The 22,951-nt window shown below is 29.4% G+C and carries 11 protein-coding genes and 1 pseudogene; 7 read left to right on the forward strand and 5 right to left on the reverse strand.

Features of this window, described 5'->3' with window-relative positions; all coding sequences use genetic code 11:
- Window positions 1–1,328: 1,328 nt before the first annotated feature.
- Window positions 1,329–3,056 carry a potassium/proton antiporter gene (locus A35E_RS00355; RefSeq protein ID WP_014888695.1) on the forward strand — a complete coding sequence of 576 codons (1,728 nt, stop codon included), beginning with the start codon at window positions 1,329–1,331 and terminating at the stop codon, window positions 3,054–3,056.
- A gap of 1,426 nt (window positions 3,057–4,482) precedes the next feature.
- Window positions 4,483–6,484 (forward strand): annotated as a pseudogene (uvrB, locus tag A35E_RS00360) (excinuclease ABC subunit UvrB).
- Window positions 6,485–6,629: 145 nt separating this feature from the next.
- On the opposite strand, the gene dtpA reads toward uvrB, so the two are convergent.
- Both dtpA and A35E_RS00370 read right to left on the reverse strand, forming a co-directional pair.
- Window positions 6,630–8,114, reverse strand: a complete 1,485-nt coding sequence (dtpA, locus tag A35E_RS00365) for a dipeptide/tripeptide permease DtpA (protein WP_014888698.1) — start codon at window positions 8,112–8,114, stop codon at window positions 6,630–6,632.
- Between the two features lie 1,231 nt (window positions 8,115–9,345).
- Complete coding sequence (locus A35E_RS00370; RefSeq protein WP_014888699.1) at window positions 9,346–10,701, reverse strand: Nramp family divalent metal transporter; 1,356 nt, start codon at window positions 10,699–10,701, stop codon at window positions 9,346–9,348.
- A gap of 1,510 nt (window positions 10,702–12,211) precedes the next feature.
- On the opposite strand from A35E_RS00370, the gene A35E_RS00375 reads away from it, so the two are divergent.
- From A35E_RS00375 to gpsA, 4 genes are read left to right on the forward strand one after another with little or no spacing between them, the layout of a single operon-like run.
- Window positions 12,212–12,649, forward strand: coding sequence for a rhodanese-like domain-containing protein (locus tag A35E_RS00375; RefSeq protein ID WP_014888700.1), 438 nt, complete (start codon window positions 12,212–12,214; stop codon window positions 12,647–12,649).
- 20 nt (window positions 12,650–12,669) lie between these two features.
- Window positions 12,670–12,948, forward strand: coding sequence for a glutaredoxin 3 (gene grxC / locus A35E_RS00380; protein WP_014888701.1), 279 nt, complete (start codon window positions 12,670–12,672; stop codon window positions 12,946–12,948).
- A gap of 41 nt (window positions 12,949–12,989) precedes the next feature.
- On the forward strand, window positions 12,990–13,448 hold the full coding sequence (gene secB / locus A35E_RS00385) for a protein-export chaperone SecB (protein WP_014888702.1): 459 nt from the start codon (window positions 12,990–12,992) through the stop codon (window positions 13,446–13,448).
- Between the two features lie 14 nt (window positions 13,449–13,462).
- Window positions 13,463–14,479: an NAD(P)H-dependent glycerol-3-phosphate dehydrogenase gene (gene gpsA / locus A35E_RS00390; RefSeq protein WP_014888703.1), complete on the forward strand. Its 1,017-nt coding sequence runs from the start codon at window positions 13,463–13,465 to the stop codon at window positions 14,477–14,479.
- Window positions 14,480–15,212: 733 nt separating this feature from the next.
- Here the strand turns inward: gpsA and A35E_RS00395 are convergent.
- Window positions 15,213–16,001, reverse strand: coding sequence for an SDR family oxidoreductase (locus A35E_RS00395; RefSeq protein WP_014888704.1), 789 nt, complete (start codon window positions 15,999–16,001; stop codon window positions 15,213–15,215).
- Window positions 16,002–17,695: 1,694 nt separating this feature from the next.
- Window positions 17,696–18,181, reverse strand: coding sequence for a pantetheine-phosphate adenylyltransferase (gene coaD, locus A35E_RS00400; protein ID WP_014888705.1), 486 nt, complete (start codon window positions 18,179–18,181; stop codon window positions 17,696–17,698).
- Between the two features lie 1,370 nt (window positions 18,182–19,551).
- Between coaD and argS the strand changes: the two genes are divergently transcribed.
- Window positions 19,552–21,282 (forward strand): arginine--tRNA ligase, encoded by a 1,731-nt coding sequence (argS, locus tag A35E_RS00405; protein ID WP_014888706.1) that lies wholly within the window; start codon window positions 19,552–19,554, stop codon window positions 21,280–21,282.
- A 62-nt stretch (window positions 21,283–21,344) separates the two neighbouring features.
- Here the strand turns inward: argS and coaE are convergent, their stop codons facing one another.
- Complete coding sequence (gene coaE / locus A35E_RS00410; RefSeq protein WP_014888707.1) at window positions 21,345–21,947, reverse strand: dephospho-CoA kinase; 603 nt, start codon at window positions 21,945–21,947, stop codon at window positions 21,345–21,347.
- Between the last annotated feature and the right edge of the window lie 1,004 nt (window positions 21,948–22,951).

Raw genomic sequence — 22,951 nt, forward strand, 5'->3', positions numbered from 1 at the left:
AATATAAATATTTTATCTCTAGTGATATTTTTTTATAATAATAATTTTTTATTGTCTAAAATTTAACATCTTACGAAAAAAAAACAAAGAGTATTTTATAAAAGATACACAATAGATTTAGCTTAAAGATATAAATTATATATGTAAACAACTTGATACAATAACTGAAAATCTATGAACAACCTACTTTAATACTCTTTAAATTACTAAAATCTAATAGGTATTAGATAGTGTTCTTATGATACAATTCCTACTTAAATATTATTTTAAAAATTTAAAATTCATAGTTAATATTGTGTTTTTAATATAACATTCCGCTAATGATCTTTATATATCTTTATAAACTTTCATTAATATAGATAGATGTTACCATCTAGTTGAAACCAACTAAATCTTAAGAAATTTTATCTATACTTTCTTACGTAACATTAAATGTATGCTATCCAAAACTAAAAAATACTATACCTAATGCATCAATCATAATGATTATAAACCCTTAATCAAGGTTGACCGATAGCAATAATAGTACTTTTACTTATCATGACTATCAAAAAGCAATCATCAATAAAAATTTTATTTATTTATGATTTAGATAATCAAAAAAAACAGATACATCCGAAATAATATAAAAATTATATCATATAAACATATATAAACATATTGAAATAGAATTACAGAATAATCTATAAACTATTAAAAAAAATAAAACATTAGTAATGATTATGGTTTTCTTTGATCAAAGTTCTTAAAACTATTTACAATCAACACAATAAATCTCTAAATCTACCTAGTTCTAGTTAAAAATAAACATAAATCATCTAAAAAGTTAAAGGTAGTACCTTAAAAAAATCTTCTTAGAAAATATTGAGAATATTTTAATCTTATTAAACTGAACCTACTATTCTAATTGATAGCGGAAAGCGTTTACTGGTTTTTTATATTTTATTAAATTTTAATATTATAGATTACCGTTTTGATCATAAATTATTTACATGATTTTATTTACACAATTAATTCTGCAATTAAAGCATTAAATAAACTTATGTAATAAAATTGGGTGTAATTTAGAAGCAGTTTTTTTATCACCAACATGGTGGTTTAAATAAGTACCTGATAAGATCTTCCGGATAAAATTTACCTACTAATCTTGATCTTCAACTCGGAGCTAGTTTAGATGATCTCCAAAACAATTATTGGTCGTCTCCTTGATTCTGTAAACTCGTGCTACCGACCCTTTCAATGTCATGGTAAGAATTTTATATTAAAATCCTTATGCAAAATAAGCTAAGCGATGTTATAAAATAAAACAATTAATAAGGAGAACGAATTTGGATAGCAGCGCTATTATAAGTTTATTTATTATAGGTTCGATATTAGTAGGCGGAAGTATTCTTCTTAGCGCCTTTTCTTCACGTCTTGGTATTCCCATTCTGTTGATTTTTTTAGCTATCGGTATGTTAGCTGGAGTTGATGGTGTGTTTGGCATTGCATTTGATAATTATCCTATAGCTTATCTTATCAGTAACCTAGCGCTTGCAGTAATTTTGTTAGATGGCGGAATGCGTACACGTACCACGGCTTTTCGTATTGCGCTGTGGCCATCACTTTCTCTTGCAACGATTGGTATCGTTGTTACTGCTGGTTTAACTGGTATGGCTGCTGCTTGGCTATTCGGACTTAATAAAATTGAAGGAATGCTGATTGGAGCGATTGTCGCCCCTACCGACGCTGCAGCTGTTTTCTCATTATTAGGTAATAAGGGATTAAACGAGCGTGTAACTTCTACTCTTGAGATTGAATCAGGAAGTAATGATCCTATGGCAGTCTTTCTAACTATTACATTAATTGCCATGATTCAACACAATCGACATAACTTAGATTGGCTATTTCTATTACATCTAATCCGCGAATTTGGTCTCGGAGTGATTATGGGACTAGGAGGTGGTTTTATTTTGCAACAAATCATAAATCGCATAACGCTAACGAATGCTTTATATCCTCTTTTAGCAGTAAGTGGAGGAATTATGATTTTTGCCCTAACTACCGCTCTGAAAGCTAGTGGTATTTTAGCAGTTTATCTATGTGGTTTCGTTTTAGGTAATAGGCCTATACACAATCGCTACGGTATCTTACAAACATTTGATGGTATGGCCTGGCTCAGTCAAATCTGTATGTTTCTCGTCTTAGGGTTACTAGTAACCCCTACTGATTTATGGATCATTGCTATACCAGCTCTTATTTTGTCTCTATGGCTAATGTTTTTTGCACGCCCCCTATCGATCTTTATTGGTTTGTTACCATTTCGGCAATATAAAAACCGAGAACGTATTTTTCTTTCTTGGGTTGGACTACGTGGAGCAGTACCAATTATCTTAGCAGTGTTTCCTATGATGGCAGGATTAAATAATTCTCGTCTATATTTTAATCTCGCTTTTTTTATTGTACTTATTTCTTTATTGTTACAAGGCACCTCACTTGGACTTGCTGCTAAATTAGCAAAAGTTATTGTTCCACCCATTACATTACCTTTTTCTCGGGTAGGTTTGGATATTCACCCCGAAAACCCCTGGGAACAGTTTATATATCAACTAAAAGAAAAAAACAAGTGTATTGGCTTAAAAATCAACGATTTAAAAATGCCTCCTCATACTCGAATTGCTGCCTTATTTCGGAATAATATATTACTTCATCCCAACGATAAAACTAAATTAGACGAAGGAGATATTCTGTGTATTATCGGGCGGGAGCGAGATTTACCTAAACTAGGTAACTTGTTTAGTCAATCACCATCTATCACATTAGATCAACATGCTCTCAAAAATTATGTTATACTAGAAGGTAGTATACGTTTACATGATGTTTCATCCCGATATGATGGTCTAAAAATACCTTTTAAAGAACAAGATAATAAGTTAACTCTTAACGAATTTGTAACAAAATTGCTCGATGGAAAAAAACCCACAGTCGGCGACCATGGGTTTTCAGACGGAATTATGTGGAAGATTATAGAAACGAAGTCAAATCAAATTAGTAGAATCGCCATAAAGATTATTTGATAGCTAAACATCATTCTCTATTTATCCTAGACCAGACAAAGAGCAGTATAACCATCAAAAAGTATTAAAAGATTTTTTTTTACAGAAATTGCCTCTATATATCGAGGCTTTCTGAAAGAAATAAATTTACTTTTTTTTAAATAAAAAATCTATTATATCCAACTAAAATTGCTTTACTATTTTAGTATAAAAACACTATTTAATCTTATTAATAATAATTTTATTTTAATGACTAAAATTCTTAAGCAATTAAATTAAAAACTACTGTCAATTGACACACTCTTATTTGAAAATTTCACAAAAATATAAACTGTTCTATATACTTCATCTGCTCCTTCTGATAGTTTTTGAACTAATATATCAATATTTAGTACGCTAAAGAAGCATGATAAAATCATTAATTTTAAATTAAAATTATAAAAATAGTCTTATATTTTTTTTCTTATTGCGATGTCATAACTTTGTAAACGTGTCATCTCTACAATCAACACTAAGTAGGTTTTCTACTACTAATTAAGATAGATAAAAAAAACGAAAACTTAATTCACTTATTTTATAAAAAATGAATAAAAATAAGTGATTATATCACACTATCTAGCATAGTATCTAAACTGAGAGTTTACTATTTACGTTATAAACGATTTTTATATACTATGCTGACAACCTAACAACATCTAGATCGACAAATATTTATACAAATTATTTTTAATAATAAATTAATCTTTTCTTATTTTCGTGGTAAAAAATATAAATTTTATTTACAATCTCTATTTACTTCAAAATAAAGCTATAACTTTCTTAAAATACAGATAAAAAAATATCAATCATGATAACAATAGTATTTTGTAAGTACTGCACGACACAACTGCTCTGCTGAAAATTTTCTGGTTCCGTGTAATACAATTACATGACTCCATCGTGTAGTTACAAACCTTCCTTATCTAAACACTATATTACAAATATATAAATTTATAATTTAAAACTTTCTTTTCTTGAAAGTGAGGGTAGAGCCCTTTTAATGAAAAGTGATATTCTTTAGGTTAAAATGTTTACAAATTTAATTTCTATACTCAATATTATAAAAAAACTCTATTATATCTAAAGAACAGGAAACTCAAAAATGATTAAAACTGATCGTTAATTAGTAAATGAAATAACTTTTTTTTCAAACAACAATCTTTTTAGGGCATACCTTACCACCAGTATGAATAGTACAACAAAATTAAACATACCATGAAAAAAATCAAAAAAAAATAATAATAAATATACTGTTAAGTATCATTTTTATAAAAATATACTCATGCATAGTAAGTTATTATTAGTTCCTTATGAATAAAACTGTTATATTTTTATTAAATATATTTAATTGTCTATAGACTAATTAATCTCGTCTGCTATCCACTTTCTTATCAGGTAGTAAGTGAAGATAAACACAACCTTTAAATTAGTTTCACTTTTTAAGCCATCTGAAGATCAATCAAAAGCCATTCGCCTTCTTCAAAAAAGCTTAAGTAATAGTAGTTTTTAAACCTCAAATATTACTAGGCGTAACAGGCTCAGAGAGCCTTTACTGTAGTTAACGTAATCGCAAATTTAAACCATCCTACGATAATTATAGCACCAAACAAAACACTAGCAGCTCAATTATACAGCGAAATGAAAACATTTTCCCTGGTAATGCAGTGGAATATTTTATTTCTTATTATGATTATCTTCAACCAGAAGCCTACGCACCTTCTTCCGACATTTTTATAAAAAAACATATTGGTGAACAACCATATTGAACAAATGCGTCTATCTGCAAGTAAAGTTCTTTTATAACTAAACGACGTTATCCTTATCGCTTCAGTTTCTTCTGTTTATGGGTTAGGAAATCTCAAAATTTATCTTAAAACAATATTATATCTTGGTCGAGGAATATTAATCTCCCGATGTAATGTCATGAAACGTCTTGAAAAACTACAATATCAGCGTAATGATCAGGCATTTCAAGGTGGCACATTTCGTGCATGTGGGAAAATTATCGATATTTTCCTGAAGAATCTAAGGAAAAAGCTCTTCATATCAAACTTTTTGACGATGAAGTAAAGTATCTTTTTTTTTACTTCAACCAATTACTAGTAAAATCATGGAGGAAATAGTTTGTTATACAATTTATCCAAAAACGCACTATGTTACTCCACCTCAGGATTAATAAAAGCAATGAAGTATATCAAAGAAGAATTAGCCGAACGGCGTAACTTATTATTAGAATCCGGAAAAATAATAGAAGAGCAACGGCTTGTACAGCGTATTGCCTGTGATTCGAAAATGATGAATGAGTTAGGCTATTACTCTGAAATGGAAAATTACTCCCATTATCTATCCGCTCGCGAGGAAAACAACCCTCCTACCAACTCTATTTGCTTATTTTCCGAATAAGAGTCTACTGATATCAGATGAACCCCATGATGTTACTATATCACAAATTGGCGCTATGTGTCGAGACGACAGAACCCATAAAGAAACTTTAGTAAAATACGGATTCTGTGTTACCTTCAGCGTTAGATAACCGACCAACGAAATTTTAGGGAAATTACCGCAGTAGCACCACAAACAATTTACGTTTCTGCAACACCCGGACTTTATGAATTAAAAATATGTTCTAAAAGAATCATCGATCAATTAATTCAACCAAAAGGATTGCTGGATTCACAAATCAAAGTGAAGTCGGCTAGCACGCAAATAAACGATTTACTATCAGAAACTCGTTATCGAATAAAAATAAATAAACGAGTTTTAGTCATGACATTGACAAAACGAATGGCAGAAGATTTAACCAAATATATTGAAGATCAAGGTGAAAAAGTACGCTATTTACATTCAGATATAGAAACGGTGGAACGAATAGAAATTATACGAGACTTACGTTTAGGTGCGTTTGATATCCTAGTCGGAATTAATCTTGTGCGTGAAAGATTAGACACACCCGAAGTGTCTTTAGTAGCAATCTTAGATGCTAATCTATAGGGATTTTTACTTTTCTGATCAATCACTTATAAAAATAAGTGGGTGTGCAACATGCAATCTTAATGGAAAAGCTATTTTTCATTCTAATAATATTATCTATTTAACGGAGCGTGCAATCATAGAAACAAAACGAAGAAGAGAAAAACAACATGCTTATAATGTATAACATATAATCTAACACCAAAAATAATAAATAAACGAATTTCTGACATTGTGGAACTTAGACTCTCAACCGCTTCTCATAAGTTAGAAGATAGATATAAAAATTTAATAGAAAAAATGCTAAAATAGAAACTTTTGCAGTTAGAAAAAACATGCAAAAATATGCGAGAAACCTAGAACTTGAAGAAACCACCAACTTACATAATCAAATTAATTTTTTCTATAAAAAGAAGAATGTCTATTTCTTAAAAAATTAAATACTCTGTATGATATTTAATAAAGTTTTTATAATTATTATTTTGTTGATGTTTATGTAAATAAAAACTATTTTTCCTTATTTTTAAATACTTTTAAAAACTTTTTTTCTTTAAGACATTAAAGAAAATAATAATTTTACTAATATTATTTTTCTTCATAAACATGTAAAGATAAACGATTAAGTTTCGGCGCAAATAGAAGCATTAGCAAAGCAATCAACCCAGTAACAAGACCTATTTGAAGAAATACATCGCTATATAACTTTAAAGAATGATGAGGCTCAATTACATTTAATGGAATCGCCGACAGATTAGCAACAAATCCAGCAATTATCGCTGCTGCCGCAGTTGTCAAGAACCAAGTACCCATAATAAACCCCATTAAACGTTGAGGAACTAACTGAGCAACCATAGCTAAACCAAGACCTGAGATCATTAACTCCCCAATACTTTGTAAAGCATAGCTAAAAATCAACCAATAAGGTGAAACTATACCCCTTTCATTAGCAAATATAGCACCTAGGGGTAGCAAAAGAAACGCTAATGAAGAAAGTATCATACCAATAGCAAACTTAAATGTCATTGGAAGCTTATCACCAAGACGGTTATACCACGCCGCCAACAAAGGACTGGCAAGCATAATCCAGAAAGGATTTAGAGCTTGAAGCTGTTCAGGTTCAAAATCTAATCCCAATAAAGATGTTTTTACGTTATGGATCGCAAAAAAGTTTAAGGAAGTGGGCATTTGGCTATAAAGAACAAAGAAAACTACAGCTTCTAACATCATCATTAGTGCTACTAACATACGACGTCTTTCTACATTTGCTAAACACAACGTTTCGTAGAAAAAAACTATTAACACTCCTACTGTCACTATTCCAAGGACTAAACGCGCTATCTCTTGGTGATGCAATAAAAAACTAGCGCAGGGGATAAGTGCAATCACACCAATTATAACCCCTAACAACTGGAACCATTTGATAGACATAAAGTCTGGAGGTGATCCATAATTCTTAACACAACCACGAAAAAATATAAAATTTATTAATGTAATAAGCATGCCAACAACACTTAATGAAAAAGCTACACACCACCCATAATTACTAGCTAGCCATGGAGCCGCAAGCATTGAAAAAAAAGATCCGATGTTAATTGCCATATAATACATAGTAAAAGCCCCATCTAAGCGGGGATCATTTTTTTCATAACATGTAGCCAATAAAGAAGAAGGATTAGCTTTAAACAGTCCACTTCCAACAGCAATCGTGGCCATACCAAGATAAACCCAAAATATCTGATGGTTTGAACAAGCTACCATGCTATAACCGACTGTAAGAACTAAAGCACCTAAGATAATAACGCGTTTAGTACCTAACACTTTATCACCCAACCAACCACCGATGGCAACAAAACCATATACCAGAGCACTAAAAGAAGAAAAAAGGGTAATAGAATCAGTTTCAGATAATCCTAACATTTTTACTAAATAAACAGCTAATATACCTTGCAGGCCGTAATAGCCAAAACGTTCCCACAACTCAATAGAAAAAATTAGATAAAACGCTTTTGGTTGTTTAAAAGCATTTACCGTTACGCGCGAGGCGGTAGATTGTTCATTTACAGTTAACACACAAAGACCTCGGTTTATTCTGATTTTTGCTTATTAAAAACTCTTGCGTTGTAAAGAGAGGTTATGTCAAGTCTAAATTGATTGTATTTCTTCTCCAAAGAATATAAAGATACACATATCTTGGAATCTAGGTTCTGTAAATAAATACAATTATTTTTTAAAATCTTAAAAAGGAATTGTATAACATAATATACTCGTAAGTACAATTAGTTTTTGTAAAAAACATTGTTTTTAATAAAAAAACTTTCAGTATCTATAGGGCAATTATTTACTTATAATTAAAAATTAAATACTTAATTTTAATCATAAAATTTATTTTATACTCAGACAACCTACAATCTATTAATTTTAAAAAATTTTAGTGATAGAAACTAATATCCATTTATAAAACACAAGGAAAGCAAGATCTCACCACTTCAACTACTTACTCAATAAGTAATTTTTTATGATTCTAAAATCCTTAATTTTTTGAGAAGACCTCATTTCTTAATGAACCTGTCATAAAAATTTAATTATAAAGTTAAATTCCTGCCTCTTCACTTCCTGAAAAAAAATAAACCATCTTATATCTTACTTTACTAGCAGTTTTAAAGTTTTTATGTTCAGAAATATATTTATTTATAATTCCGACACAATTGTTGCTATGTTTTATGATTATAACCCTGCATCGCTTTGACTCGCTTTAACGTAAATTTTACTTCTAAAGTATATTCAGTTGTGTTTTACATTCATCTGCATCATTGATGAAATATAACACATCACATAAATTTTAGTATCACAGATACGATACTTATCGCATATACCATCATTTACAGTGTTTATTGTTAAAGATTTTCTTTTGAAAAAAAAACTAAGAACACTAAAAACTTAAATCGTCTTCGAAGAAAAAACAATTAACGGTCTATATTCAAAGCAGAGAAGCTAACTTCACATTTTATCTATAACTTGGTTTTTAAAACAAATTATTAATTTGTTAAATGTTAAAAAAAAGCACAAGAAAAAAATTTTTTTACTTATTCTTTAAAACACAAAACCTCAATTTTTATAATTTAGATTAAGGTATAAAAATGTGATAACATTAAAGTTAAAATATGACAAAATTTTACTATATAATGCATATATATTTTAAATATAGAATTAAATATGTAACTTTAACTCCACATAATAACTTATTTGACTAAACCTTTCCGATCCTTGCGACTCAGCAATTATCATTAAACTCACACCCCTGTTAACTAAATAACATCTTTACTGTTTCAATAATTAATTGCACATTTAACGCAATCAACAGCGCAGTTGCTAACCATCCAAGAAAAATAAACGGCATACAATTGACAAATTTTCCCATGTTTTTTTTTGATGAGGTTAAATATAATAGTGCCATCATGGAAATTGGTAGAGCAATACTCAAAAAAACCTGGCTATAAACAAGTATTTTTTCAACTACATCTCCCTTTTCCCCGCACCAATAAATGCAACCTATAACCGGTAAAATAGCAATTAACCGAGTAAGCATCCGACGCTGCCATAACGGAAGACGGATATTAATAAACCCCTCCATAATAATTTGTCCGGTTAAAGTTCCGGTAATAGTAGCATTGTGACCCGAAGCTAAAAGGGCTACTCCAAACAATGTAGCAAGAGTAGAACTAGCAATAGCACCAACCATCGTATGATCTTGTAGAGCATCATAAAGTTGAGCAAAACGGCCAATATCATCTGGATTTTTACCAAAAAACAGTGAAGCTCCAAGAATAAGAAGTAGACAATTAATAATGAATGAAAAACCTAACTGTAAATTAGAATCAATAGTTGCATATCGAATTGCTTCTTTTATCGCTACTTCATCACTCCGATCATATTGACGAGATTGAACAATTGAAGAGTGAAGATATAAATTATGTGGCATCACAGTAGCCCCTACAATACCTAACGCAATAAAAAAAGCTGAATCGCCTCCTGCTACTTGTGCTGTAAAAATATCACTATGTGGAATAAAATAACGAATAATTTGACTAAAATCAGGATGAGCTAATGCCACCTCATACGCAAAAATAAAAAAAATAGTGGCAATTAAAGTGAAAACTAATGCTTCAATTTTTCTAATTCCGAATTTAATTAAAGCTAATAAAATAAAAACATCTAATACCGTAATTATTACCCCAAGAAAGAGTGAAATATTAAATAACAAATTAAGGGCGATTGCGCTACCGATAACCTCAGTAATTTCTGTTGCAATGATGGCTAACTCAGTCGTAAACCACAGTACTATAGCCGCACGTTTTCCAACTAAGGCTTTCGTAGCCTGAGCTAAATCCATACCTGTCACAATTCCTAACTTTGCACACATTACTTGCAACAACATAGCAATAAGACTGGAGATTAAAATCACTGACAACAATAGGTAGCTATAGAGGGCACCGCCCTGAATAGAGGTAATCCAGTTACCGGGATCCATATAACCTACTGCAACCAATGCTCCAGGTCCTGAAAAAGCAAACAGTTTCTTAAAAACGCTGCTTTTCCCGGTTGGAACTGGAATAGTACCGTTAATTTCTTTAAGACTGTTTTTTTTAACTCTGTCCATCTTTTTATTCCAAATAATATTCTAAACAGCCATCATGTTATGAACGATGACTCTACATTATGTTTAATAATATAACTTATTATTTAAATTAAAAATCACTATTTTTTTACTACCGATAATTGTAATTCGAGAGATGGGATTAAAAACATATTTTCCTAAAGCATATTTAATGTCTAGTTATTATAGATCTAAAAAAATTACTTATCTCATCATACGCTATGCTACTCTTAGGTTCAAGGTATAGAATCGTTTCTCAAGCTTAATAATGTTTATAAAAAAATTGTCTCTACAACCACCCCCCCTTCTAATATTAAAAAGATCTTACTGACTGCACTAGCTGAACTACCTGCGTAAAACACAAATATTTTTTTCACATTTTTAATAACATTATTGTTAAACGGTTACTTTTTTTATATGACCTTATCTTATTCACCTAATGTTATTATATACATTTAACTACTATGTTATCTAAAATTTATTTTAGTTGTTTTAATGTGGTATGTTTTTATTTATTCCGAACCGACACAGCGAACGACTTTACTACGCTGTAACTAATCTTGATCGATTAAAGAAATCGTTCTTTTAATATATACGTATATGTAATAATCTATTATAGACCACTTATCTGCTAATCTAGATTACTCTAGAGCAATCTCTAAGCACACCCCCTTAAAGTTTGTTTTTATGTATAAGTTTCGCTAATCGCATATTTCGGGTTATTTGTTAAACTAGGTATATAGTAATTATATTTTTATTAAACTAACATTAATTCAATATTCTGACTTACTGTACTATTTTATAGCAATCACAACTTAAAATAACATATGGTTCTTTATATATTCGTTACATGAACACGTCTATTAAAGAAAAGAAATTCAAGAGTGTTTTACGATATCTTTAAATGATAAGTAGACTACTTTTTATACGTCTAAAAAATATGTTTCTCAGTCAGCATGAAAAATCATCTTTAAGTATAAAAAATAAAAATAATATCGCTATCATTAATGTTAGACCTATAAAATATATATTGATTTTTATAGGATTTGGGAGATGCTGTTAAGTAAATTATAAATCTATATCTCTCTCTAACCGCTAAGATATCAAACACCCTAAAATCAAAAAAAAATGCACTCACAAGCTGTATTTTAAAAAATAATTTTTATTAAATTATTAATAATTAAATATTATTTGATCGATATAATTTTAGTATTAAAAATACTAAATATATAGCACATATACTGTTGCAGTATAAGCCTAATAATTACAATTATTATAGAAAATTTATATAAATATATTAATCAAATTTTATATAGCAATAACTATTCTAGCCGAAGTTAAATAAGGGTAGTTTTATGATAGTACCAATGAACATCTTTTCAATTAATACAAATTAGATCTACTTAGAATGGCTAGAAACTATAATTTACTATCATGTTGATAAACTTATCATCGAATAAATCTAGCAAGTAATTTTTTCAAATTATAAAATAAACAGGAGTCTTTTGATAAAATGCAAAAATTTATTCAATTTTTTATAAAACATTTCATACTTAGCCTCTCCTGGATATTTATTTTTTGCACGCTTATTTTCGTTGTTTTTCAAAACTACTTTTCTAAGTTAAAAAAAATAACCCGTATTGAAGCTATCCAATTGATTAATAAAGAAGATGCAGTAATTATTGATTTGAGGGACTATTATGATTACCAAAAAGGACATATCGTTAATAGCTTAAATTTAAGTCAGCTAGATCTTAAGTGTCAGAATTTACAAACATTAGGGAAAGAAAAACATAAGCCCATTATTGTTGTCTGCAATACCGGAAATGAGTCTTATTCCTCAGCAAAAACTCTAATCACAGCTGGATTCAATCGAGTTTATGTTCTTACAGAAGGGATTTACGGATGGAAAAAAGAAAATTTACCCCTAGTAAGTTCTAAATCAACCTGATTCTAAATAAGAAAGAAAATATGGCTAACATAAAAATTTATACTAAAATAACTTGTCCATTTTGTCATAGAGCAAAAGAATTAATTACATCTAAAAAAATTTCTTTTAAGGAAATCTCTATTGACGGACGTTCTGACTTAAGAGAAGAGATGATAAAAATAAGCGGCCAGACCACAGTCCCACAAATCTTTATCAATAATAAACATATAGGAGGATATGATGATTTATATGCACTCGATATAAATGGCCAACTTGACCAACTACTTACATTACCTGACCTAATAGGTCGACCGCTTTAATCATCGCGTCTAATCGAGCGATTTACATAAAGGGTGTTGCAATGTCAAAACCAAGTCATACTGAAATGGTTTTTCAAATTCACCGAATTTACAGCAAAGATATTTCTTTTGAAACACCTCATTCCCCTCAAGTCTTCCACCAAGAATGGCATCCTGAAATCAAGGTAGATCTAGATACTACCTCTAAAAAATTGGAGGAAAAGATTTATGAGGTTATACTACGAGTCACCGTAGTAACAACGTTAGGAAAAGATGTTGCATTTTTATGTGAAGTCAATCAGGCAGGTATATTCACTATTTCCGGAATCACTTCTAATCAAATTACGCATTGCCTTGGTGCATATTGCCCAACTATTCTATTTCCATATGCTCGCGAGTGCATTACAAGCCAAGTATCTCGTGGAACCTTCCCACAATTAAACTTAGCGCCCGTTAATTTTGATACCCTATTTATGAAATACGTTCAACAAGAAAAAAGAAAAGATAACCAGACCATTTAGCAGAATACTTAATTATGTACAAAAATGCTTCCATGAGTGTTATTGGCGCAGGTGCTTACGGAACAGCTCTATCCATTAGCCTAGCTCGAAATGGTCATAGTGTGTTGCTTTGGGGGCACAATCCCGCTCATATCCAACAATTAAAACTAACACGCTGCAATAAAGCTTTTTTACCAAATATCGCTTTTCCACCATCACTACACTTAGAAATATCTCTACCTGTAGCCCTGTCCGCTAGTCCCAATATTCTAATTGTAGTACCGAGTCACATGTTTAGCTCTATACTTAAACAAATAAAGCCATATTTGCGGGCAGATTCTCGAATCGTTTGGGCTACAAAAGGATTAGATCCTGAAACAGGTAGACTTTTACAAGAAGTGGCAGAAGATATTTTAGGTAAACAAATACCCCTAGCAGTTCTATCGGGGCCAACATTTGCCTCCGAGTTAGCGGAAGGACTACCCACAGCTATCACTCTGGCAGCTACCGATTCAAAATTTAGCATCGATTTACAGCGTTTGTTACACTGTGATGAAAATTTTCGGGTGTATAGTAATTCCGATATAATCGGCGTTCAATTAGGTGGTGCAGTAAAGAATGTTATTGCCATTGGAGCCGGAATTTCTGATGGTATCGGTTTTGGCGCTAACGCCTTAACAGCATTAATTACGCGGGGGTTAACTGAAATGTCACGACTAGGAACCGCGATGGGTGCAAACCCAGAAACTTTTATGGGAATGGCAGGATTGGGAGATTTAATCCTTAGTTGTACCAACAATCAGTCACGAAACCGCCAATTCGGTATATTGATAGGACAAGGTATTACTATCGAAATAGCAAAAAAAACTGCTGGAAAAATAGTAGAAGGATACCGTAATACCAAAGAAGTATTAGCAGTGGCTTCTCGATACGGCATCGAAATGCCAATTACTGAGCAAATTTATGAAGTGCTTTATCAGGGGAAAGACGCTTACCAAGCAGCTTTAACACTGCTTCGTCGCGCTAAGAAATCAGAAAAGAATAACTTTTAAAGTATTTTTATGAAAATAAAAAAAGTTAAAAACGTAGAAAATTAACGTACTACCATCTTTTTACAATTACTTTTATAGATCTAAAAAAGGTTATCTCATCTTTAAAAAAATTCTTTAAGTAGAGATAATTGACATTAAATTTTTCTAAAAAATATTCTATTTTATATGTCATATAGTATAAATTTTATCCATAAATTAACAAAATTAAAATTTTCTCATCAAACTCATTGTAACCAGTCACTAAAATAATTAATTGTTTTTTAATTAGATTTTAAAACTATTTTGCTTAATAAATAATAAAATTATTTACGCAATATTATACAAAAACAAGCAATCCTCTATATTTAAATACGGAGTAATAACAAAAAATCGCTCATGTTTTAACTAATCTCATTAAAGATTCGGATCAAAATACAACTAAATAATAATATCTTAATAAGTAAATATAATTTTAGAAATTATTTTAATCAAATAGATGTAACTGATAATACAACATCGATTTTCAAAGTAATATATTCAGTGAACATTTTAATAAAAAAAAATACCCAAAAACTATTTTTAAGTTAATAACTTTATTATGCAGCTTTTCAATAATGTTTATTATTAATAAAAAAATCTTAGCGCAAACGTTATTATAATTAAATAATATTTATTTTTTTTAAACTAAAAAATTTGATTTGTTGTTAATAAAAACATGATAAAACCACATTAAATGTTCTAAATTTCCGAAACATCAATCTAGATCCGGTGCATTCATAGCTACAATATTAAAACCACCATCTACATGTATCACTTCACCAGTAATCCCCGAAGACAGATCAGAACATAAAAAAGCAGCAACATTTCCAATGTTTTCTATAGTAATAACATCTCGAACAGGAGTTGCTTCTTTAACTGCAGCAAGCATATTCTTAAAATTCTTGATACCAGATGCAGCTAAAGTACGAATAGGACCGGCAGATATAGCGTTTACTCGAACACCTTGTTTCCCCATAGCATTAGCCATATACCGAGTGTTAGCTTCTAAAGAAGCTTTAGCAAGACCCATAACATTGTAGTAAGGGATGGCACGTTCCGAACCTAAATAAGTTAATGTTAAAAGGGCAGCATTAGGGCGTAGCATTTTTCGGCAAGATTTAGCTAAAGCCACGAAACTGTACGCGCTGATATCATGTGCGATTGCGAAACCCTCTCGAGTAACAACATTAACATAATCACCTTCTAATTGGTCACTAGGAGCATAAGCAATCGCGTGTACAAACCCGTCAAAACTAGGCCAAATATCTGCTAAATTACTAAACAGAGCATCGATACTACTATCTTGTGCCACATCACACGGTAATACAATTTTAGAATTAAATTTAGCAGCAAAGCCTTCTATGCGTGATTTGAATTTAACACTTTGATAAGTAAAAGCAAGCTCTGCTTGCTCACGGTGCATTGCCTGAGCAATACCAAACGCGATAGATCGATCGCTTACAATACCAGTGACTAAAATACGCTTACCTGCAAGAAAGCTCATAGAATTACTCCTTAGTAATTATTATCTATAATCGTATTCATTTTATAATTTTATACCCTGTTATTATTCGTTCATAAATAACGTTAAATATAGCGATCTCTTCGAAATAAATATTGATAATTAGCTCTTTTTTTTTAGATAAAGATTATCTCCTATAAATATACAGATCTTTTTTGTCTATTTGTAAAGAAAATTATTCCCTTAATACTCTTTAATATAAAGAAATAGTTATAACTATTGATATATTTTCTTTCAAAGAATTTTAGATAGTCTCAAGAAAAAATATTTATACAACAATTGTTGTTATAGATATTAAAATATATAATCATTCTTTATTTTTTTATTTTTTTATGCGCAATTACTCTGTAAATTTTATTTTTTTATTCACCACTAACTCCCCATAGTATAAATTAGTCTAATATTGCAATTCAGTCTTCTTCAAGAAAAAAATAAATGTTTTTATCTAATTAATTATTTATACATCACTAATAAATTGAAGCATGATAATCACTATTACCGCATCCTTCTTATATTTTTAAACTTAAGTGATCTACAAAAGGGATTAAACATGAACACTGATTCTATCAATTCGTAATCAGTTATAATAAATTTTATATCGTAAACACCACTGTTTCTATAGTTCTTACTTTTAGTTTGTTGATTTTTTCTTTTATAATACGTTATTATATTAGTTATACGTACTGTCATTAAGAATAATTAGCAATCTTTGTTAATAATTAACAAAACATTTAAAGTTCATGCTTAACTTTTAAGGTAATATATCTTATGCTTATCCTATTCGTTTGGTAATAAGTAAACACTTTACTATTTTTTAATTAAATCTGAGTCGAATTAAAAATCAAAATAAAATAATGTGCATATATATATTTACAGTATAGACAAACATAATGTTGTTATATTGCTTTATTAATAATTATTTATATACAAAGCACCTAATTGTGCTATTTGAATATTTTTGTTAAATAATTAATGCATTTAAATATATTGTTAAGAAACTTCCTTTCTAAATACTTCATCTATTAAATACACTAATCTCATTGTAAACTTTTTCAAAAAAATTCTACATTTCAAAATTAAAACATTATATTAATAATATAAACATCAAAATATTTAATATAAATATGATTTTTTGTTAAAAAAATAAATTTAAATAATAATAAATTATTAAAATAATTAATATACATTGATAATATATAAAATATTTTATATTTATGTAAACTGTATTTTTTTTATAAAAACATATGTTATTATCTATAATAGATTTATTATATCTTTATTAATAATCACTCCTGATGTCTTATTTATTTTTAATCAATTAAACATATTATTAAAACAACTAGATAATTTTGATTTAAAATAATAAACAAATACAAACTTATCATATTGAATTGTATTGTAGAACAAATAAAATTCATCAATACTGTAATATGCAGATATTCTAATTAAAATTAACTTTTTCACTCTTCATTAAATACTTAAAAACCTCTATGATCATAGACAAACGAAAATAATATAATGTAATAGTAATAAATATAAATTTAATTATCTATTAAAATAATATTTTAACAAGTCTTAATAGCATCTTTATCTCTTTAATGACCAACAATCCACTTAAAGCGTCAGTGGCTACTGTTATCCGTTTGATCGGTTTTCATTAAAAATAATTGATTTTATCATGAAATACTTAACTTTTCCTGAAGTTCCTTAGCAATAAACTCGGGCAAAAAGTAATCTACATCTCCACCGTGCAGCGCCACATCTTTTACAAGACTAGAAGAAACATAAGACCAATCCTGATCCGACAACATAAAAACCGTCTCTAAGGTCGGCATAAAATATCGATTCATTTTTGCTAGCTGCATTTCATAATTGACATCCATAATTGTACGCACCCCTCGAATAAGTATATTTCCTTTCTGGTGCCGAGCAAAATCTACTATCAAGTTACTAAAAGCTGCAACTCTTACTGTAGGCAAATGCGAAGTGACTTGGATGGCCATGGAAAGACGTTCTTTTAAATTAAAAAGTGGACATTTTTGTGGATTAGCAGAAATGGCAAGCACAACAATATCAAATATTTTTGTAGCACGAGTTAATAAATCCAGATGTCCATTAGTTATCGGATCGAAAGTACCTGGATAAATAGCTTTTTTTATCATTGTTTTCTCTTATAACTTACCTTTAAGAAAATCTTAAAAATCACACTTACTTGTAAATAGTAATTTCACTCCAAAAAAAAGATCTATTACAAAAAATATAGCTATTATAGATCAATATAAAAAATTTTACATAATTCATCAAAGCACCTACATGATTTATAATATCATTGTAATATAGTTTTACTACTTGATCGGATTGAAATCGTTTTTTATAAACTGTATCTTTATTTACATACTTTATAAAATTTTTTTCATTTAAAAATAATTTAAATCACTAAATGCTAATGATAATTAACTTTTATTTTATAACCGAATATTCCTATAGTATCCATAAGAAGAAATAAGAAATTTTATTAGGTGATTTTCTCCTGGAAATGTCATCGACATTATATAGTAATAACAGTTAGAAAACACTTATTAAGATTTCTGGTAAATATTGATATATTATATAAAATTAGCACTTGTATGTCAGTCTTACTATAACGTGTTTTATAAAGTAGTTATATCGTGAATTTAATATTCACATACCTTGTAATCTTCAGGTATCTACTATTTTTCTTATGTATACATTCTAAAAAAGATCTTGTGGTTCTTGTATTCACCAAAAGTAAATCGGATTTACCACAGATATTTTTTATATTTAATTTAACTGTTTTTATTAATCGCTGCTTCTTAATCATGAATTGTCTATTGTTAATAAAAATCACACCTATGATAAACTAATTTAATGCACTGATTTAATTTATACAATCAAGGTTATAACGATGTTTTATTATTAATCAATATATAGATAAAATAACATGTTTTAGAAATAAATAAGGGCAAGTATTCTGGTTAGAAATTCATTCTTTATTTATAGCAATACATACTAATTTAGTAACTCATTTTAGTTAAAAACTTTGAGTGTCTGATTACCATATTTAAAAAACAGAAAGTTATGGAAACCAATAAAATGTAGATTACATTTTGGAACAATATGCCAATTATTAAATCCATAATAAATTTTATAGCTTACAAACTACCAACTTTATTAAAAAAAAGTTACAATCAATGTTCTTCTATACACAAAAATAATTAGATAATAACTTATAATAATTATAATAAAATTATTATTTATAAGTAAGTCTTACTTTAAGAGATCATTTAAAAAAATACTTCTCAAAAAAATAATATTTTAAATATAATTATATTAAAGTAAATTAATAACTTAATATAATTAAAAATCAGCTAATCAAATGTAAACTTCATAAAAAAAATAAATATTACATCGAGACGTTCATGTTTACTCTCTAAATAAATAAAACTTATCATTATAGTATACAACTATATCTACAAATACCACTATCCTCTTGAAAATAAAGGTATTTATAATGAATATACAGAATCTTCTTTCAAATAAAATCTATCAAGCTCTTCTCACCGCTGGCGCAAACCCCGATTGTGAACCACAAGTTTGTCAAACATCGAATCCTCAATTTGGCGATTATCAAGCTAATGGAATTATGGAGATCGCCAAAAATATTGGTTTACAACCCCGCTTTCTAGCAGAAAGAGTCGTTAATTTATTACAATTAAATGATATCGCCTATAAAGTTGATATTGTAGATCCTGGTTTTATTAATATTTTTCTTCAATCAAGTTGGCTAGAAAAACACCTTTTTGCAGCTCTATCCTGTCCGCGACTTGGCATTAAAGCTGTTTTACCAAAAACTATTGTAGTGGATTATTCTTCACCTAACGTTGCTAAAGAAATGCATGTTGGTCATCTGCGTTCAACTATTATCGGTGATGCCTCAGTTCGTACTTTATCTTTTTTGGGTCATACGGTTATTCGAGCTAATCATATAGGTGATTGGGGAACGCAGTTCGGAATGCTAATCGCTTACTTAGAAAAAGTTCAGTATACTAATGAAACAACAATAAATCTTTCAAAATTAGAAAATTTCTATCGTGCTGCTAAGCAGCATTACGACGAGGATCTAGAATTTGCTAAACGCGCGCGCAGCTATACAGTTCAACTCCAAAAAGGTAACGAATATTGCCGACAACTTTGGAGGAAATTAGTCGATATAACTATATCACAAAATCAAAAAATCTACGAACGCCTGAATGTCACATTAACACGCGAAGATATTATGGGAGAAAGTCTTTATAGCACAATGCTGTCAGATATTGTTGAAGACTTAAAAGAAAAAGGGATGGCTGTCGTCAACAAGGGAGCCTCCATTATTTTTCTAAATGAATTTAAAAATAAAGAAGGTAACCCCATGGGGGTAATTATTCAAAAAAAAGATGGCGCTTATCTGTATACCACCACCGATATCGCTTGCGCGAAATATCGTTATGAAACATTACAAGCTAATCGGGTAATCTATTACGTTGATTCCAGACAACACCAACATCTGGTTCAAGCCTGGACTATTGCGCGAAAAGCGGGCTATATCCCTGAATCGGTATCGTTTGAACACCATATGTTTGGTATGATACTAGGAAAAGATAAAAAACCTTTTAAAACTCGAGCAGGAAACACCATTAAGTTAGTCGATCTACTAGATGAAGCGCTAGAACGTGCCCGTCGTGTGGTATTGGCTAAACACCCTGCAATAGATACTAAAGAGTTAGAAACTTTAGCTAAAATAATAGGAATTGGTGCGCTTAAATATGCAGATTTATCGAAAAATAGAAATACTGATTATGTTTTCAACTGGGACAACATGCTTACCTTTGAGGGTAATACAGCTCCCTATATACAATATGCCTACGCTCGTATTATCTCAATATTTAAACGCATTAAGGAAGACAATCAAAATCTTAATAAACAATTTTTTTTAAAAACAACCTCAGAACATCAACTGGCAGTTCATTTATTAAAGTTAGAAGAAACGATTACTATTATTGCATCTCGCGGAACACCACATGTTCTTTGTTCTTATCTATATGATTTAGCTGTATTGTTCTCTACTTTTTACGAAAAATGTCCGATCCTGAAAACTGCAGATGCAGCTTTACGTGAAAGTCGACTACAATTAGCCATACTTACTGCGCGCACAATAAAACAAGGCCTGGATTTACTAGGAATCCAAACCGTAGAGCGAATGTAAAAAGTCATATATGTTATTTTATTTCTAAATGAAAATGATTCAGTTAATAACTTACTATAAGGTTATTGATGTGCAAGTTTAAGATAAAGATGATGCAACATAGTAACAGACTCAATAACCTCTTCAGGAAGCCCGTTATTATGAATAATATCATTTGCATAATCTAAACGTCGTTGAGACGACACTTGAGCTCTCAAAATTTTTATTACTTCCTCTCGGCTAATTTTATCTCGACTTACCGTTCGAGCGATTTGGATTTCGGGATCTACATGTACAACCAATACCCGATTGGCGCGTTGTTGCAGGTTGTTTTCTACGAGAAGTGGTACTATCCATAGTAAATATGGAGCGCTAATAGTACGAAATTGTTGTTCACTTTTTTCTAAAATAATTGGATGTAAAAAACTATTTAACCATGTTTTTTCTTTTTGATTTCTAAAAATACGAGCTCGTAATTTAGAGCGATCTAATGAATAATCTTTTCTTATAACGCTTAAACCAAAATATTCTACAATCATGTCCAACACTAGACTTTTTGGTTGTAATAATTCTCTAGCGATTACATCGGTATCTACTAAAGGTACTCCAAACCTAGAAAAAATATTAGCTACATGACTCTTTCCACTTCCAATACCACCGGTTAACGCTACAATCAATGGGGTCATCTTTACCCTTTTGTGAAAATATCAGTTATTAGATCACTTGCTAGCTATACACCAATTAATTTAGTAAGGATAAGATTTAAAACTTCCTTAGATTCTTAAGCTTGGTAATTAATTTTCTTTAACAAATTTTCAATTAAAAAAAAATACTCAACCCGGATTGATAATCCATATTTATTGTTAAATATGAGTCAAGTTTTAATACTTTTAAAAGATATTAATTTATTAAATTATTTGATTGTTATACAGTAAATTCAATTTAGTTATAAATAACTATCTTTATAAATAACTATCTTATCGATTAAGATATGCTGTGCATAACACTACCAGATCAGCATGTAACCCCACGCATCAATAACTCATGACTAATAAACAAACTGCTTTCGTTGTACTATATTTATCATAAGTTATATAAAGAATATTGTATCTTTTAATTAATCACACCTACGTAATAATCTAATCTAATTTTTTAATTTTTACTCATTATAGAAATATTAATAATATGATATGTGTTTGTTAGTAGAGTAATCAAAGAAATATCCCTTTTAAGGGATACTAACTATCCTCCTCTACTATACTAATTAAAAGTAACTTTTACAATTTATAAAAATCAATCATTAAGATTTATCCTAAATTTAACCAATCAGGTACGATTTAGAAGATAAGTATTTTTATATTATATACGTTGTTAACTGATTATAAATAATTATTTTAATAATATTAATATACATTAAATTATTTTTTTTATTTTTAACGATTTTAATAAAATTTATTCATTTAAATTAATTAGTTAATTATTATAGATATGTCCGATCTGCTTCGCAACTACTAGATTAACTTTATGTCGAGTAATGTTATTCGTTTATTGATATCAGCGATTAGGCAATGATTGTATAAAATTTAAACTTTATTAAAATTAAAATATATAAAAATTAGTATAATTCTTTATAATATTTTTGTAACTAATATGTAGTATAAATGATCATTACATACTATCCAATAATTTT

Source organism: secondary endosymbiont of Heteropsylla cubana (assembly GCF_000287355.1).
Taxonomy (GTDB): domain Bacteria; phylum Pseudomonadota; class Gammaproteobacteria; order Enterobacterales; family Enterobacteriaceae.

Excerpts from the sequence above, each read along its gene's own strand:
- A35E_RS00395 (WP_014888704.1), bottom strand. The coding sequence starts at position 16,001 with ATGAGCTTTCTTGCAGGTAAGCGTATTTTAGTCACTGGTATTGTAAGC.
- grxC (WP_014888701.1), top strand. The coding sequence starts at position 12,670 with ATGGCTAACATAAAAATTTATACTAAAATAACTTGTCCATTTTGTCAT.
- secB (WP_014888702.1), top strand. The coding sequence starts at position 12,990 with ATGTCAAAACCAAGTCATACTGAAATGGTTTTTCAAATTCACCGAATT.
- gpsA (WP_014888703.1), top strand. The coding sequence starts at position 13,463 with ATGTACAAAAATGCTTCCATGAGTGTTATTGGCGCAGGTGCTTACGGA.
- coaD (WP_014888705.1), bottom strand. The coding sequence starts at position 18,181 with ATGATAAAAAAAGCTATTTATCCAGGTACTTTCGATCCGATAACTAAT.
- coaE (WP_014888707.1), bottom strand. The coding sequence starts at position 21,947 with ATGACCCCATTGATTGTAGCGTTAACCGGTGGTATTGGAAGTGGAAAG.
- argS (WP_014888706.1), top strand. The coding sequence starts at position 19,552 with ATGAATATACAGAATCTTCTTTCAAATAAAATCTATCAAGCTCTTCTC.
- A35E_RS00375 (WP_014888700.1), top strand. The coding sequence starts at position 12,212 with ATGCAAAAATTTATTCAATTTTTTATAAAACATTTCATACTTAGCCTC.
- A35E_RS00370 (WP_014888699.1), bottom strand. The coding sequence starts at position 10,701 with ATGGACAGAGTTAAAAAAAACAGTCTTAAAGAAATTAACGGTACTATT.